Annotated in this window: 15 protein-coding genes; 11 read left to right on the top strand and 4 right to left on the bottom strand. The window is 68.7% G+C overall.

All coding sequences use genetic code 11. The annotated features are described in order from the left end of the window. On the top strand, nt 1-988 hold a 988-nt coding region (locus tag QQK25_RS20370; RefSeq protein ID WP_284189604.1), incomplete at its 5' end, for a sigma-54 interaction domain-containing protein. A 37-nt stretch (nt 989-1,025) separates the two neighbouring features. On the opposite strand, the gene mpl is transcribed toward QQK25_RS20370, so the two are convergent. After that, nucleotides 1,026-2,372: a UDP-N-acetylmuramate:L-alanyl-gamma-D-glutamyl-meso-diaminopimelate ligase gene (mpl, locus tag QQK25_RS20365; protein ID WP_284189603.1), complete on the bottom strand. Its 1,347-nt coding sequence runs from the start codon at nt 2,370-2,372 to the stop codon at nt 1,026-1,028. 87 nt (nt 2,373-2,459) lie between these two features. Here mpl and QQK25_RS20360 point away from each other — a divergent pair, with 87 nt between their 5' ends. The 10 genes from QQK25_RS20360 to QQK25_RS20315 all read left to right on the top strand — a co-directional run bounded on the left by QQK25_RS20360 (nt 2,460) and on the right by QQK25_RS20315 (nt 11,344). Then, the gene (locus QQK25_RS20360; RefSeq protein WP_438696560.1) at nt 2,460-3,086 is read left to right on the top strand and encodes a hypothetical protein; all 627 of its coding nucleotides are present in this window, start codon (nt 2,460-2,462) and stop codon (nt 3,084-3,086) included. After that, nucleotides 3,083-3,637: a TlpA family protein disulfide reductase gene (locus QQK25_RS20355; RefSeq protein ID WP_284189602.1), complete on the top strand. Its 555-nt coding sequence runs from the start codon at nt 3,083-3,085 to the stop codon at nt 3,635-3,637. Before QQK25_RS20360 ends, QQK25_RS20355 begins: the two co-directional genes overlap by 4 nt. Nucleotides 3,638-3,916: 279 nt before the next feature. After that, a complete protein-coding gene (gene accB / locus QQK25_RS20350) occupies nt 3,917-4,372 on the top strand; it encodes an acetyl-CoA carboxylase biotin carboxyl carrier protein (protein WP_284189601.1) in 456 nt (151 codons plus the stop codon). A 9-nt stretch (nt 4,373-4,381) separates the two neighbouring features. Further along, the gene (gene accC, locus QQK25_RS20345) at nt 4,382-5,743 is read left to right on the top strand and encodes an acetyl-CoA carboxylase biotin carboxylase subunit (protein WP_284189605.1); all 1,362 of its coding nucleotides are present in this window, start codon (nt 4,382-4,384) and stop codon (nt 5,741-5,743) included. Beyond that, nucleotides 5,743-6,639 (top strand): 50S ribosomal protein L11 methyltransferase, encoded by an 897-nt coding sequence (prmA, locus tag QQK25_RS20340; protein WP_284189600.1) that lies wholly within the window; start codon nt 5,743-5,745, stop codon nt 6,637-6,639. Before accC ends, prmA begins: the two co-directional genes overlap by 1 nt. Beyond that, nucleotides 6,636-8,240: a DUF3426 domain-containing protein gene (locus tag QQK25_RS20335; protein WP_284189599.1), complete on the top strand. Its 1,605-nt coding sequence runs from the start codon at nt 6,636-6,638 to the stop codon at nt 8,238-8,240. The genes prmA and QQK25_RS20335 overlap by 4 nt, the downstream gene beginning before the upstream one ends. Nucleotides 8,241-8,282: 42 nt before the next feature. Further along, on the top strand, nt 8,283-9,218 hold the full coding sequence (locus tag QQK25_RS20330; protein ID WP_284189598.1) for a carbohydrate kinase family protein: 936 nt from the start codon (nt 8,283-8,285) through the stop codon (nt 9,216-9,218). Nucleotides 9,219-9,229: 11 nt separating this feature from the next. After that, a complete protein-coding gene (locus tag QQK25_RS20325; protein WP_284189597.1) occupies nt 9,230-9,685 on the top strand; it encodes an outer membrane lipoprotein in 456 nt (151 codons plus the stop codon). 145 nt (nt 9,686-9,830) lie between these two features. Beyond that, entirely contained in the window at nt 9,831-10,589 is a 759-nt protein-coding gene (locus QQK25_RS20320; RefSeq protein ID WP_153163075.1) for a GNAT family N-acetyltransferase, read from the top strand. Nucleotides 10,590-10,663: 74 nt separating this feature from the next. Then, nucleotides 10,664-11,344, top strand: coding sequence for a lysophospholipid acyltransferase family protein (locus QQK25_RS20315; RefSeq protein WP_284189596.1), 681 nt, complete (start codon nt 10,664-10,666; stop codon nt 11,342-11,344). A gap of 66 nt (nt 11,345-11,410) precedes the next feature. On the opposite strand, the gene QQK25_RS20310 is transcribed toward QQK25_RS20315, so the two are convergent. The 3 genes from QQK25_RS20310 to QQK25_RS20300 all read right to left on the bottom strand — a co-directional run. Further along, on the bottom strand, nt 11,411-12,244 hold the full coding sequence (locus QQK25_RS20310) for a symmetrical bis(5'-nucleosyl)-tetraphosphatase (protein ID WP_284189595.1): 834 nt from the start codon (nt 12,242-12,244) through the stop codon (nt 11,411-11,413). A 5-nt stretch (nt 12,245-12,249) separates the two neighbouring features. After that, nucleotides 12,250-14,124, bottom strand: coding sequence for a polysaccharide biosynthesis protein (locus tag QQK25_RS20305; protein WP_284189594.1), 1,875 nt, complete (start codon nt 14,122-14,124; stop codon nt 12,250-12,252). Further along, on the bottom strand, nt 14,121-14,647 hold a 527-nt coding region (locus tag QQK25_RS20300), incomplete at its 5' end, for an MraY family glycosyltransferase (RefSeq protein ID WP_498027237.1). The genes QQK25_RS20300 and QQK25_RS20305, both read right to left, overlap by 4 nt.

Raw genomic sequence — 14,647 nt, 5'->3', positions numbered from 1 at the left:
CCTGCGCGGCACGGACCGCCCCGCCAGCCCGTCCGCCACGCCATTGCCACCGGGCCCCGAGTCCGACGGCCCGGCCGGCCGCGCCCTGCACATCGCGCGGCGGGCCTTCGATCGCGACATCCCGGTGCTCATCAACGGCGAAACCGGCACCGGCAAGGAAGTCCTGGCCCGCCGCCTCCACGACGAGAGCGAGCGCGCCGCCGGCCCCTTCGTGGCGATCAACTGCTCGTCACTGCCCGCCGGGTTGATCGAATCGGAGTTCTTCGGCTACGAGGACGGCGCCTTCACCGGCGGACGCCGCGGCGGCGCGCCGGGCAAGTTCGAGCTGGCCCGGGGCGGCACGCTGTTCCTCGACGAGATCGGCGACATGCCGCTGGAGCTCCAGGGCCGCCTGCTGCGGGTGCTGCAGGAGCGCAGCTTCACCCGGGTGGGCGGCGCCCGGCCGATCCGCTTCGACGCGCGCATCGTCACCGCCACTCACCGCAGCCTGGAGGCGCGGGTAGCCGAAGGGCTGTTCCGGGAGGATCTGTTCTACCGCATCAAGGGCGTGCGGGTGTGCCTGCCGGCCCTGCGCGAACGGGCCGACCGGGCGCTGCTCATCGAGGCGATGCTGGCGCGGGAGGCCAACGGCGAGCCGGTCCCGCGCCTGTCGACCGACGCCATGCGGGCGCTGATGGCCTACCCGTGGCCGGGCAACATCCGCCAGCTGGGCAACGTGCTGCGCCTGGCGCTGACCCTCGCCGAAGACGAAGGCGAGATCACCTGCGAACACCTGCCCGAGGAAGTGCTGGACTGCGGCGCAAGCGTCCGGCCCACGCCCGGCGCCCGGCCCGACACCCGCAACCTTTGCCTGCGCGACCTGGAACAGGAAGCCGTGAAGGCCACGATGGCCCGCTGCGGCGGCAACGTGTCGGCCGCGGCGCGCAGCTTGCGGGTGGCCCGCGCCACGCTTTATCGCAAGCTCAAGCTGTTCGGCATGATCGACTGAAGCACCCCGCGCCACTGGCTGGCGCGGGGCTGGCGAGTCAGCCCGCCAGGGCGGCGAGCAACTTGCCGTGGATGCCGCCGAAGCCGCCGTTGCTCATCACCAGGATGCGATCACCGGCCTTCGCCTCGGCCACGATGGCCTTCACCAGCGCGTCCAGGTCGTCCTCCACCACCGTCTTGGCGGCGATGGGCGCCAGCGCACCACGGGCGTCCCAGCCCAGGTTGGCGGCGTAGCAGAACACCTTGTCGGCCTGGGCCAGGCTGGCCGGCAGCTGATCCTTCATCACGCCCAGCTTCATGGTGTTGGAGCGCGGCTCCAGCACGGCCAGGATGCGCGCGTCGCCCACCTGCCGGCGCAGGCCCTCGACGGTGAGGGTGATCGCGGTGGGGTGATGGGCGAAGTCGTCATAGACCGTCACGTCGCGCACGGTGCCGCGCACCTCGAGCCGGCGCTTGACGCCCTCGAAGCGGGTCAGCGCGTCCAGCGCCACCTCGGGCGTCACGCCCACGTGGCGGGCGGCGGCGATGGCGGCCAGCGCGTTGGCGCGGTTGTGGGTGCCGGACAAGGGCAGGCGCTTGCGGCCGATCTCGCGGCCCTCGAAGCGCACCACCACCTCGTCCTCGAAGGCGCCCTCGGCCACCGACCAACCGGCGGCGTCGTTGAACCATTCGAGCTCCGACCAGCAGCCGCGCCCGATCACCCGTTGCAGCGACTCCTCGGCGCCGTTGGCGACGATCCGGCCCGACTTGGGAATGATCCGCACCAGATGGTGGAACTGGGTTTCGATCGCCGGCAGATCGGCAAAGATGTCCGCGTGGTCGAACTCCAGGTTGTTGAGGATCGCCGTGCGCGGGCGGTAATGGACGAACTTGGAGCGCTTGTCGCAGAAGGCGGTGTCGTATTCGTCGGCCTCGATCACGAAGAAGGGCGTCTCGCCCAGGCGCGCCGACACGCCGAAGTTCTTGGGCACGCCGCCCACCAGAAAGCCCGGCTTCATGCCGGCATCTTCGAGGATCCACGCCAGCAGCGAGGTGGTCGTCGTCTTGCCGTGGGTGCCGGCCACCGCCATCACCCAACGCCCCTGCAGCACGTTCTCGGCCAGCCACTGGGGGCCCGAGACATACGGCAGCCCCTGATCGAGGATCGCCTCGAGGAGCGGGTTGCCGCGGGAGATCGCGTTGCCGACCACGAAGACATCGGGCGCAAGGCCCAGCTGGTCGATGCCATAACCTTCGACGAGGCCGATGCCCTGCTCTTCGAGCTGGGTGCTCATCGGCGGATAGACGTTGGCGTCGCAGCCCGTCACCTTGTGGCCGGCGGCCCGAGCCAGCAGCGCCACGCCACCCATGAAAGTGCCGCAAATGCCAAGAATATGAATATGCATGGAATCCAGAAGGCGGCCGAAACAGCGCCGCAACAGTCGTGTGTAGAATGGGTGCCATTCTAATCGAACGGGGAGCTCCGACCGCCCATGCCGCGCCCTGCCGTTCCGCATCGCAGCAACCTGCGCCGCGAGATCGCCGCCCTGGCGGCCCGCATGATCGCCGAAGACGGCATCACCGATTACGGTTTCGCCAAACGCAAGGCCGCCCGCCAGCTGGGCGCGGTCAACGCCGACGAACTGCCCAACAACGCCGAGATCGAGGCTGAAGTCCGCACCTATCTCGCCGTCTTCCAGGATGAAGAGCACGTCGAACGCCAGCTCGTGATGCGCCTCGCCGCCATCGAGGTGATGCGCGAACTCGAACCCTTCCGCCCCTATCTCACCGGCGCCGTGCTCGAAGGCACCGCCGGCCGCTACTCCGAGGTCGAGATCGATCTCTTCCCCGAGAGCGCCAAGGAAGTCGAGATCTTCTTCCTCAACCAGAACGTCGCCTACGAACACCGGGAACCCCGCCGCAACCAGCCCGACGGGCCGGAAGCCATCCTGGTCTTCGACTGGGACGACATCCCCTTCAAGCTGCGCATCTACGCCCAGGACATCGAGCGCGTCAGCCGCCGCGGCGCCCACGGCGCCCGCCAGATGGAACGCGCACGGCTCTCCGTCGTCGAAGCCCTCGTCAGCAACACGCCGGCCACGGTCGGCACCACGCCATGAACCGAACCCTCAGTATCGCCCTCGTCGTCATCGTTGCCCTGGCCGCCGGCGCGGCCGGCATCTACTCGGCCCGCCGCGACGCGCCCCCGGCTGCCACCCCCGCCGCCTCGCCCGAACAGCAGGCCGCCCTCGACAAGCTCCTGGCGCTGGAGCTGCCCGACAGCGGCAGCGCCAAGCAGCCCCTCGCCAACTGGAAGGGCAAGGTGCTGGTGGTGAACTTCTGGGCCACCTGGTGCCCGCCGTGCCGCAAGGAAATCCCCGCCTTCTCGGCGATGAGCACCAAATACCAGGACAAGGGCGTCCAGTTCGTGGGGATCAGCATCGACACCGCCGACAACGTGCGCGATTTCCAGGCCGCCAACAAGGTCAGCTACCCGCTGGTGATCGCCTCGCCATCGGTCGTGGGGCTCACCGAGGCCCTCGGCAACACCTCCCAGGCGCTGCCCTTCACCGTGATCGTCACCCGGAACGGCCAACTCGGCCTCGTCAAGCTGGGCACCCTGTCCGAAGACGAACTTGACCGCAAACTGGCCGAACTGACCGGCTCCTGAACCCCGCCGCCAGCCCCTGGCGGTGGACAACTTGCGCCGAATTACGGCAAACTTGCGTCCATGACGCGCAAAAACCGCCATTGGGCCATCACCTCGGCTGAACAGACGCTGCACTGCGCACATGTTCAGCCCGGCCCCGGGGCCGTGATTTTCCGCACGCTCGTCCGAGCGGCGCACACCCCCGCACCTGCGCGCTTCCGTCCCAGCGCCCTTCGCGCCTAATTCCAGATACCGGCTCCCTGCCCTTCGGCGGGGACCAGCTCATTCAAGGGGAACACAATGGATCTTCGCAAGCTCAAGAAATTGATCGATCTGGTCCAGGAATCCGGCATTTCCGAACTCGAAGTCACCGAAGGCGAGGAAAAGGTCCGCATCGCCAAGCACGCTTCCGGCCCGGCCCCGGTCAATTACGTCACCCAGATGCCCGCCGCCGCGCCGGCCCCCGCCGCCGCGCCGGTTGCCGCAGCCGCCCCGGTTGCCGCCGAACCCGCCGTACCCGAAGGCCACGAGGTCAAGTCGCCGATGGTCGGCACCTTCTACCGCGCCAGCGCCCCGGGCGCCAAGCCGCTGGCCGAAGTCGGCCAGACCGTCGCCGTCGGCGACGTGCTGTGCATCATCGAAGCCATGAAGCTTATGAACGAGATCGAGGCCGACGCCGCCGGCGTCATCAAGGCGATCCTCGTCACCAACGGCGAACCCGTGGAATTCGGCGAACCGCTGTTCATCATCGGCTAAATCATGGCCATGTTCGAAAAGATCCTCATCGCCAACCGGGGTGAAATCGCCCTCCGGGTGCTGCGAGCCTGCCGCGAGCTGGGCATCAAGACCGTCGCGGTCCATTCCCAGCCCGACGCCGAAGCCAAGTACGTCAAGCTGGCCGACGAATCCGTGTGCATCGGCCCGGCTTCGTCCACCCTCAGCTACCTCAACATCCCGGCGCTCATATCGGCTGCAGAAGTCACCGACGCCGAAGCCATCCATCCCGGCTATGGCTTCCTGTCCGAAAACGCCGACTTCGCCGAGCGGGTCGAGCAATCCGGCTTCGTCTTCATCGGCCCCCGCGCCGAAACCATCCGCCTGATGGGCGACAAGGTCTCCGCCAAGGACGCCATGAAGGCCGCCGGCGTGCCCTGCGTGCCCGGCTCCGAAGGCGCCCTGCCCGACGACCCGAAGGAGATCGTCAAGATCGCCCGTGCCATCGGCTATCCGGTGATCATCAAGGCCGCCGGCGGCGGTGGCGGCCGCGGCATGCGCGTGGTGCACACCGAAGCGGCGCTGCTCAACGCGGTCACCACGACCCGCTCCGAAGCCGGCGCGTTCTTCGGCAACCCCATGGTGTACATGGAAAAGTTTCTGGAAAACCCGCGCCACGTGGAGATCCAGATCCTCGCCGACCAGCACGGCAACGCCATCCACCTGGGCGAGCGCGACTGCTCCATGCAGCGCCGTCACCAGAAGGTCATCGAGGAAGCGCCCGCGCCGGGCATCGAACGTCGCCACATCCTGCGCATCGGCGAACGCTGCGCCGAAGCCTGCCGCAAGATCGGCTACCGGGGCGCCGGCACCTTCGAGTTCCTCTACGAGAACGGCGAGTTCTACTTCATCGAGATGAACACCCGCGTCCAGGTCGAACACCCGGTCACCGAGCTCATCACCGGGGTCGACATCGTCCAGGAACAGATCCGCGTCGCTGCCGGCCAGAAGCTGCGCTACAAGCAGAAGGACATCGAGTTCCGCGGCCACGCCATCGAGTGCCGGATCAACGCCGAAGACCCGTTCAAGTTCACCCCCTGCCCGGGCAAGATCTCCAACTGGCACGTCCCCGGCGGCCCCGGCATCCGCGTCGATTCCCACGTGTACAACGGCTACACCGTGCCGCAGCACTATGACTCGATGATCGGCAAGCTGATCGCCTACGGCGACACCCGCGACCAGGCCATCCGCCGGATGCGCATCGCGCTGTCCGAGATGCTCGTCGAAGGCATCAAGACCAACATCCCGCTGCACCAGGAACTCATGCTCGACGCCCGCTTCGTTGAAGGCGGCACCAGCATCCACTACCTGGAGCACAAGCTGGCGGGGCGCAACGAGGTCAGCAAAAGCTGATGTGGATCTCCGTCATCCTGCAGGCTGATGCCACCCGCGCCGAGGCCCTGTCCGAGGCGCTGATGGAGCACGGCGCCCTGTCGGTCAGCATCGACGATGCCGACGCCGGCACCGACGCCGAGAAGCCCCAGTTCGGCGAGCCGGGCATGCACCCGGCCAGCCTGTGGGATCACAGCCGCGTCGTCGCCCTCTTCGACACCGACACCGACCTGGCCGAAGCCCTGGCAACCGCCTCGGCCGCCGCCGGGCTCGACGCGGTGCCGCCCTTCACCATCGAAGAAGTCGCCGAACAGAACTGGGTGCAGCTCACCCAGAGCCAGTTCGACCCGATCCGCATCACCGACCGACTGTGGATCGTGCCCTCGTGGCACGAAGCCCCCGCGCCGGACGCCATCAACCTGATCCTCGATCCGGGCATGGCCTTCGGCACCGGCTCCCACCCGACCACCCGGCTGTGCCTCGAATGGCTCACCGACGTGATCGAGCCGGGCGTCACCGTGCTCGACTACGGCTGCGGCTCCGGCATCCTCGCCATCGCCGCCGCGCGCCTGGGCGCGGGCGAAGTCACCGGCGTGGACATCGACGAGAAGGCCGTCGAGACCGCCGCCTTCAACGCCGAGACCAACGGCGTGAAGCTGCACCTGCAGGTCTCGTCCAAGCCCCTCGACGGCACCTTCCAGCGGGTCGTCGCCAACATCCTCACCAACCCGCTGAAGATGCTCGCGCCGCTCCTCGCGGCCCGCGTCGCACCCGGCGGCAGGCTCGCCCTCTCGGGCGTGCTCGAAGCCCAGGCGGACGAAGTCATCGAAGCCTACGCGCCCTTCATCGCGCTCACCGTCGGCGCCACGCACGACGGCTGGGTCCGCCTCGAAGGAGAACGACCGGTCACGCCATGATCCTCGCACGCTGCCCCGCCTGTGCCACGACCTTCCGGGTTCGCCCCGAGCAACTGCAGGCCCGGGGCGGGCGCGTGCGTTGCGGTCACTGCCAGCACGCCTTCAACGCGCTGGAAAGCCGCATCGCCGAGGACACCGAACCCACCGACACCCTCTCCCTGGCGCCCACGCCGGCACCCGCTGTCGAGGCGCCTGCCGAGCCGCCCATCTTCGTCCTCGAAGAGAAGCCCCAGGAAGACACCGCGCCTGTCGAGGCCACCGAGGCAGCCGCTGACTCCCCGCAGCCGGAAGCGATCGCCGCACCGGCCGACGAAGATCTCCTCGACCTCGACGACCTCCTGCCCGCCGACGAAGTCGTCGCCCAGGACACCCCCCAAGCATTCCCCGCCGAAACCGACACCCCGCCCGAGCCAGAAGACGCCCCCCACACCGACGTCCCTGCCGAAGAAGGTGACGGCGACGCCTTCGACACGCCCGAAGAACCCGCCCCGTCCGACGCCCCCAGCTTCGACCTGCCCGACAGCGAGCCCGTCGACGCCTTCCCGGACGAGCCCGCCGAAGAGCCCCAGCCCGCCGACGAAGCGGCGCCAGTCGCCCCCTTCGCCGACATCGATATCGACATCGACACGGCCGAACCCTGGCCGCCCGAAGCATCGCCCGCCACCGAGTTCGGCAGCGATGCCCCCGCCGCAGACACCACCGACGAGCGCGACGACTTCGACGACGTGATCGCCAGCGACGCCCCGCCCGCTGTCGAACCCTTCGAGGCGCCCCCCTTCCAGCCCGACTGGCCGTCCGCCGCCGATCTCGACCTGAAGGCCACGCCCGCCGAACCCGTCGATTTCGACGCCCTGCTCCACAAGCAGGACGAGGACCCGACCCCGCCGGAAGCCCTCGCCGCCACGCCCCACGACCAGCCCTGGCCGGCCAGCGAAGAGCCCGCCGCGATGCTCGCCCAGGCCCAGGCCGAAGCTGCCCTCGTGCCCATCGAGATCGACACCGGCGCCGACCCCCACCGGGCCGAACCAAAGATCGTCGCCGAAACCGTCGAGACCGTCGAATCCTACGAAGACGCCGACGACGAGCCGCCGATCGAACCCGATCCCGAGCCCGCCCCGTCGCCCGTGCTGCGTCAGGCCGCCTGGACCGCTGGCGCCACCCTGCTGAGCCTGGCCCTGCTGGCCCAGGGCGCGCTGGTGTTCCGCAGCGAGATCGTCCAGTCCTCGCCCCAGATGCGGCCCTTCATGGAAAGCCTGTGTGGCGCCCTCGGCTGCGAGCTGCCGCTGCCCCGCAACGCCGCCGACATCGCCATCGAAAGCTCCGACATCCAGCCCGACGCCGCCCGCGAAGCCTTCTTCACCCTGCACGCAACCCTGCGCAACCGGGCGGAGTTCCCCCAGGCCTATCCGCACCTCGAGATCACCCTCACCGACGCCCGCGACAAGGCCCTCGTCCGCAAGGTGCTCGAACCCGCCCAGTGGCTGCCCGCCGACGCCCCGAAAGATGCCTTCGCCGCCAAGCGCGAAGTCGCCACCCGGATCAGCTTCGAGGCCCCGGGCGTCGCCGCCGCGGGCTACCGCGTGTACGTCTTCTACCCCTGACGGCAGCCGCCGGCCGAACAACCGCCCAACCATCGCCGAAACATGTCCACGCTGATCTGTGGTTCCATCGCCTACGACTCGATCATGGTTTTCCATGACCGCTTCCGCAATCACATCCTGCCCGAGCAGCTGCACATCCTGAACGTCTCGTTCTTCGTGCCCGAGATGCGGCGCGAGTTCGGCGGCTGCGCCGGCAACATCGCCTACAACCTCAAGCTGCTGGGCGGCGAGCCGCTCATCATGGCCACCGTCGGCGACGACGCCACGCCCTACCTCGACCGCCTCGACGCCCTCGGCCTGCCGCGCACCCACGTCACCCAAGTGCCCGGCACCTTCACCGCCCAGGCCTTCATCACCACCGATCTCGACGACAACCAGATCACCGCCTTCCACCCGGGCGCGATGATCCATTCCCACGTCAACACCATCGGCCAGACCCGCGGCGTCACCCTCGGCATCGTCGCCCCGGACGGGCGCGACGGCATGCTCGAGCATTCCCGCCAGTTTGCCGAGGCCGGCATCCCCTTCATCTTCGATCCGGGCCAGGGCCTGCCGATGTTCAGCGGCAGCGAGCTCCTCGCCTGCCTGAAACTGGCCGACTACTGCACGGTCAACGACTACGAAGCGCGCCTGTTGTGTGAACGCACCGGCCGCTCGATCGAATCCCTGTCCGGCGAGGTCAAGGCGCTGATCGTCACCCGCGGCGGTGAAGGCTCCGAGATCCACACCGGCGGCACGCGCATCGACATCCCCTGCGCGGTGCCCACCCGCGTCGAAGACCCGACCGGCTGTGGCGACGCCTACCGCGCCGGCCTGCTCTACGGCATCGACCGCGGCCTCGACTGGGATCAGACCGGGCGCCTCGCCTCGCTGATGGGCGCCATCAAGATTGCCAGCCGCGGTGGCCAGAACCACGCGCCCAGCCGCGATGAAATCGCCGAGGCCTATCGCAAGGCCTTCGGCTCAACCCTTTGGTGAAAGGAAGAACGATGCGAATCCTGAATCTGGGCGTAGCCCTGCTTGCCGCCGTCACCGTCGCCGGTTGTGCCACCGGCCAGGGCGCGGGTGATTACCAGCGCACCGAAACCCGCCGCGTGATGAGCGTGCGCCTCGGCGTGATCGAAGGCGTGCGCGCGGTCAAGCTCGAAGGCACCAAGTCACCGGTGGGCACCATCGGCGGCGCAGCCGTCGGCGGCATCGCCGGCAGCACCGTCGGCGGCGGCAAGGGCTCGGCGATCGGTGCGGTGGTCGGCGCGGTGGTCGGCGGTCTGGCCGGCGCCGCGGCGGAAGAAGGCCTGACCCGCAGCCAGGGCGTCGAGATCACCCTCAAGATGGACAACGGCGAAATGCTCGCCATCACCCAGGAAGACCAGGGCGAGAACTTCAAGCCCGGCGAACGCGTCCGCCTGCTGCAGGACGGCCGCACCACCCGTGTGACCCGCTGAGCCTTCCCGCCCGGCAGCATCCAGCAAGGGAGCCCCCGCGGCTCCCTTCGCTTTTCTGGCGCCGTCACACGCCGGTAACCGCCCCTTCACCGGGCCGCAATGCGCCCTTCCCACAATGCGCGGAAACCCCACGAGGATTTCCGCCATGCTGCACAAGCAACAACAAGCTGCCCAACGCCCCGGTCGCAACCTGCACGTGGGCCTCGCGACCAGCCCCACCGAAGTGCTCGAAGCCCAGAAGCTGCGCTACCGCGTGTTCGCCGACGAGATGGGCGCCCGCCTCAACCCGCGCACGCCGGGTGTCGATCGCGACCTCTACGACCCGTTCTGCGAGCACCTGATCGTTCGCGACGAGGACGCCGGCCGCATCGTCGGCACCTACCGCATCCTGTCGCCCTCCGCCTCCCGCGAAGTGGGCAGCTACTACTCGGAAAACGAGTTCGACCTCACCCGCCTGCGCCACCTCAAAAGCCGCATGGTCGAGATCGGCCGCTCCTGCATCGACGCCGAATACCGCTCCGGCGCGGTGATCACCCTGCTGTGGTCGGGCCTCGCCCGCTACATGCTCGAGAACAACTACGACTACCTCATCGGCTGCGCCTCGGTGAGCATGGCCGACGGCGGGCACATGGCGGCCAGCCTGTATAATCGGCTGAAGGACGAACACCTCTGCCCGCTCGAGTACCGCGTGTTCCCCCGCACCCCGCTGCCCCTCGCCGCCCTCCGTCAGGACCTCGACGCCGAAACCCCGCCGCTCATCAAGGGCTACCTCCGGGCTGGCGCGTGGATCTGCGGCGAACCGGCCTGGGATCCTGACTTCAACACGGCCGATCTGCCCGTCCTGCTGCCGGTTTCCCGGCTCGACGCCCGCTACGCCAAGCACTTCATGGGACGCAAGGACTGAAACCCGACAGCCCCGCTCCGTTCGCAATCCGCCTCGCCCGCTACCTGGGCCTAGCCGGCCACATCGCCGTCGGCGTGGCCATCGCGGCGGCGGCCTTCCCCTTCCTCGGCCCGCTACCCCGGCGCCGGCTCAAGCAGTGGTGGTCGGCCCGGTTGGTAAGGGTGCTCGGCGTCACGCTGCATATCCGCGGCGGCGACGACGTGGCGCCCGGCTGCCTGCTGGTAGCCAACCACGTCTCGTGGCTGGACATCTTCATCATCAACGCCGCTTGGCCCGCTGCCTTCATCTCGAAGGCCGAGGTGCGCCAGTGGCCGCTGTTCGGCTGGCTCGCCGTGAAGAGCGAGACCGTCTTCCTGCACCGGGGCAGCCGCGGCCACGCGAAGGTCGTGAATGGCGAGATTGCCGAGCTGCTGGACGACGGCCAGTACGTGGCGCTGTTCCCCGAGGGCACGACCACCGACGGCAGCACCCTGCACAACTTCCACGGCGCGCTGCTCCAGCCGGCCATCGACGCCGGCGCCTTGATTCAGCCGCTGGCGATTGCCTACCGCCTGCCGGACGGGCGCTTCACCCGGGCGCCGGCCTACGACGGCGACGTGAGCCTGGGCGAATGCCTGCGGGCCATCGTCGGCGAGCGCCGCATCGTTGCCCGCATCGACGTGGCGCCGGCGCTGTGCACCCGCGAGACGCCGGATCGCAAGGCCCTCGCCCACACGGCCCGGGCCGCGATCCTCGAACGCATCGAAAGCGCCTGAAGCCCGCCATTCCGGCAGGCTGAAGATCAGATCAGCAGAAGAAAAGATGGGCCTGAAACGGCCCGCTCAGGACGGCTTGAGCTTGCCGTGGGTGAGCCCGGGGCAAGCCACCTGGAACACCTTGCGGTCTTCCAGCCGCACCGCGGTGAGCTCGCGCCCCCACAGGCAGCCGGAATCCAGCGCCAGCAGCTTGGGCTCGATGCGCAGCCCGAGGGCCGACCAGTGGCCGAACACCACCGTCGCATCGGCGCTCTTCCGGCCCGGCACCTCAAACCACGGCACGTAGCCCTTCGGCGCCTTGGTGACCTCGCCCTTCACCTTGAAATCCATCACCCCATCGGGCGTGCAGAAGCGCATCCGCGTCATCGCATTGACGATCACCCGGATCCGCTCGTAATCCCGCAGCCCGTCATGCCAGGCGGCCGGCTCGCTGCCCCACATGTTGTTGAGCAGATCGGCGTGATAGGGGCCAGCCAGCGCCCCCTCCACCTCCCGCGCCAGGGCCCGCGCCTGGGTGACCGTCCAGCCAGGCAGCAGCCCCGCGTGGACCATCGCGAAGCCGTCTTCCAGGTGCATCAGCGGGCGGGTGCGCAGCCAGCCCAGCAGGGCGTCCCGGTCCGGCGCGTCGAGCACCGCCTGGATGGTGTCGTCCTTGCCCCGGGCGCGCACGGTGCCGTAGGCCACCATCAGCAGGTACAGATCGTGATTGCCCAGCACCGTAACCGCTGACGAGCCCAGATCGCGCACGAAGCGCAGGGTCTGGAGCGAATCGGGCCCGCGATTGACCAGATCGCCCACCAGCCACAGGCGATCCCGGGCGGGGTCGAAGTCGATCCGGTTGAGGAGCGCAGTGAGGGACGTGAAGCAGCCCTGGATGTCGCCAATCGCGTAAGTTGCCATGATGTTCAGGCCCGCCGTCCGGGCTTATCCACCACCGTCAGCGCCGGCGGCGACGGTGACGGGGTGTATTCGGGTACCCAGCGGCGCAGCTCGCGGCGAACCTCCAGCGCGCCCACCGGGCGGCGCTGGCGCAGCCATTGCAGCAGCGCGTCAAGGGTGCCTTCCTCGACTGGCTGGGCACGGGCGATGCGCAGCTTGGGGTGATGGGTGGCGCGGGTTTCCTCGGCGTCGGCCAGCACCTCTTCGTAGAGCTTCTCGCCGGGGCGCAGGCCGGTGAAAACGATGCGGATCTGCTCTTCGCTGCGGCCCGAGAGGCGGATCATGTCCCGCGCGAGTTCGGCGATCTTCACCGGCTCACCCATGTCGAGCACGAAGATTTCGCCGCCCTTGCCCATCGAGCCGGCCTGCAGCACCAGCTGCGCCGCCTCGGGGATGGACATGAAGAAGCGGGTGATCTCCGGGTGGGTCACCGTCACCGGGCCACCGGTGGCGATCTGTTCCTGGAACTTGGGGATCACGCTGCCGGCGCTGCCCAGCACGTTGCCGAAGCGGACGATCTCGAACTGGGTCTTGCCCTCGGTCGACATGGCCTGGCAGACCTTCTCGGCGAGCCGCTTGGTGGCGCCCATCACGTTGGTCGGATTGACCGCCTTATCGGTGGACACCAGCACGAAGCGCGACACCCCGCAGGCCACCGCGCTGCGCGCCACCTGCCATGTGCCCAGCACGTTGTTGCGCACCGCCTGCCAGGCGTTGTCCTCTTCCATCAGCGGAACATGCTTGTAAGCCGCGGCGTGGAAGATCACGTGGGGGTGGAAGCGGGTGATGACCTCATCCACCCGCACCGCGTCCTTCACGTCGCCGGCCAGCGCTACCAACTGGATGTTCGGGTAATGGACCGCGAACTCCTCGCACAGCCGATACAGCGCAAACTCGCTGATGTCGAAGCACACCAGGATCGACGGCTCGTAACGGGCGATCTGGCGGCACAGCTCGGTGCCGATGGAGCCGCCGGCGCCGGTCACCATCACCGACTTGCCGCGCAGGTATTCGCGCACCTCGGCGGTGTGGATGCGCACCGGATCGCGGCCGAGCAAGTCTTCCACGTCCACGTTGCGCACTTCGCTCACCTTGATGCGTCCGGTCATCACGTCGGCGATGGCCGGCACGATCAGCGCCTTCACCCCTGCCCGAACGCACGCGCTGGCCACCTTGCGGCGCACCTCGTGGCGCTCGTTGGGCATCGCGATGATGGCATGGCCGACCTTGTATTCCTCCGCGATCCGCTCCAGATCGGCGATCCGGCCGAGCACCTTGCAGCCATAAACCTCGCGCCCCTGGCTGGCCTTGTTGTCGTCGAGCAGGCCCACGACGCGCCACTCGGCCGACCGCGACAGCTCGCGCACCAGGCTCACCGCGGCCTCGCCGGTGCCCAGCACCACCACCGGCTGGCCGAGGGCCCGCAGCCCACCATAAAGCCGGGATTCCTTCCAGGTGCGGTAGAGCACCCGCGAGCCGCCCATGTACATGGCCAGCAGCAGCGGCTGCATCGCAAAGACCAGTCGCGGCACCTCCGGCGCGGAGCGCACCGCGACCACCACCACCAGCGGCGTGAGCAGCGCGGACACCACCACTGCCCGCGCAATGCAGACGAGATCGGGCAGGCTCGCGAAGACCCAGATGCTCCGGTACAGCCCGAAAGCACGCAGCAGCAAGCCCTGGAGCACCAGCGTGACGGCCAGCCCCTGGTAGAGGCCGGCGTTGAAATCCTTCGGAATATCGAAGTTGAAGCGGACGAGGTAGGCCAGCCACCAGGCCAGCGCCACGCCGACCACGTCGGACAGATAGACCAGCGAAGGGTGAAAGACTTTCTTGATCAAGGCCTGGGCGCCTCGGCGGCCTCGAACCGGCGCCACGCGCGGTCGATCAGCCAGCCAAGGATCATGTAGACGAATATCCACATTGTAATCATGACGCACTGCAGCGAGAACCCTAGTGGCAAGCCTGCAACAGCCGAGCCCCCCGCCGCGGCCATCAGGGCATAGGCCGCCAGCGCCGTGCCCCGGTGCCCGAAGCCCATCCGCACCAGCCGCTGGTAGTAGTGAGTGCGGTGGGCCTGCCAGATTTTCTCGCCGCGCAGCGCCCGGCGCAGCAGGGTCACCGTCGCATCCGCGATAAAGGGCGAGAACACCAGCAGCGGAAACCACAAGGGCCAGGCCCCGGCTTCATGGCCGGCCAGCCCCAGCGCCCCGGCCATGAAACCCAGCGGCACCGAGCCCGAATCGCCCATGAAGATCTTCGCCGGATGGAAGTTGAAGCACAGAAAGCCCAGCGCCGCGGCGGCGACCCCCGCGCCCAGCGCCGCCAGCCCCGGTTGCCCGGCCGCCAGCGCCGCCCAGGCCA

Source organism: Zoogloea oryzae (genome assembly GCF_030161255.1).
In the GTDB taxonomy this organism is placed as follows: domain Bacteria; phylum Pseudomonadota; class Gammaproteobacteria; order Burkholderiales; family Rhodocyclaceae; genus Zoogloea; species Zoogloea oryzae.
The sequence above is the reverse complement of the archived record's forward strand: the minus strand, read 5'-3'. Positions and strand labels throughout refer to the sequence as shown.

Excerpts from the sequence above, each read along its gene's own strand:
- mpl (WP_284189603.1), bottom strand. The coding sequence starts at position 2,372 with ATGCATATTCATATTCTTGGCATTTGCGGCACTTTCATGGGTGGCGTG.
- accB (WP_284189601.1), top strand. The coding sequence starts at position 3,917 with ATGGATCTTCGCAAGCTCAAGAAATTGATCGATCTGGTCCAGGAATCC.
- QQK25_RS20360 (WP_438696560.1), top strand. The coding sequence starts at position 2,460 with ATGCCGCGCCCTGCCGTTCCGCATCGCAGCAACCTGCGCCGCGAGATC.
- QQK25_RS20325 (WP_284189597.1), top strand. The coding sequence starts at position 9,230 with ATGCGAATCCTGAATCTGGGCGTAGCCCTGCTTGCCGCCGTCACCGTC.
- QQK25_RS20330 (WP_284189598.1), top strand. The coding sequence starts at position 8,283 with ATGTCCACGCTGATCTGTGGTTCCATCGCCTACGACTCGATCATGGTT.
- QQK25_RS20320 (WP_153163075.1), top strand. The coding sequence starts at position 9,831 with ATGCTGCACAAGCAACAACAAGCTGCCCAACGCCCCGGTCGCAACCTG.
- QQK25_RS20335 (WP_284189599.1), top strand. The coding sequence starts at position 6,636 with ATGATCCTCGCACGCTGCCCCGCCTGTGCCACGACCTTCCGGGTTCGC.
- QQK25_RS20310 (WP_284189595.1), bottom strand. The coding sequence starts at position 12,244 with ATGGCAACTTACGCGATTGGCGACATCCAGGGCTGCTTCACGTCCCTC.
- QQK25_RS20355 (WP_284189602.1), top strand. The coding sequence starts at position 3,083 with ATGAACCGAACCCTCAGTATCGCCCTCGTCGTCATCGTTGCCCTGGCC.
- prmA (WP_284189600.1), top strand. The coding sequence starts at position 5,743 with ATGTGGATCTCCGTCATCCTGCAGGCTGATGCCACCCGCGCCGAGGCC.
- accC (WP_284189605.1), top strand. The coding sequence starts at position 4,382 with ATGTTCGAAAAGATCCTCATCGCCAACCGGGGTGAAATCGCCCTCCGG.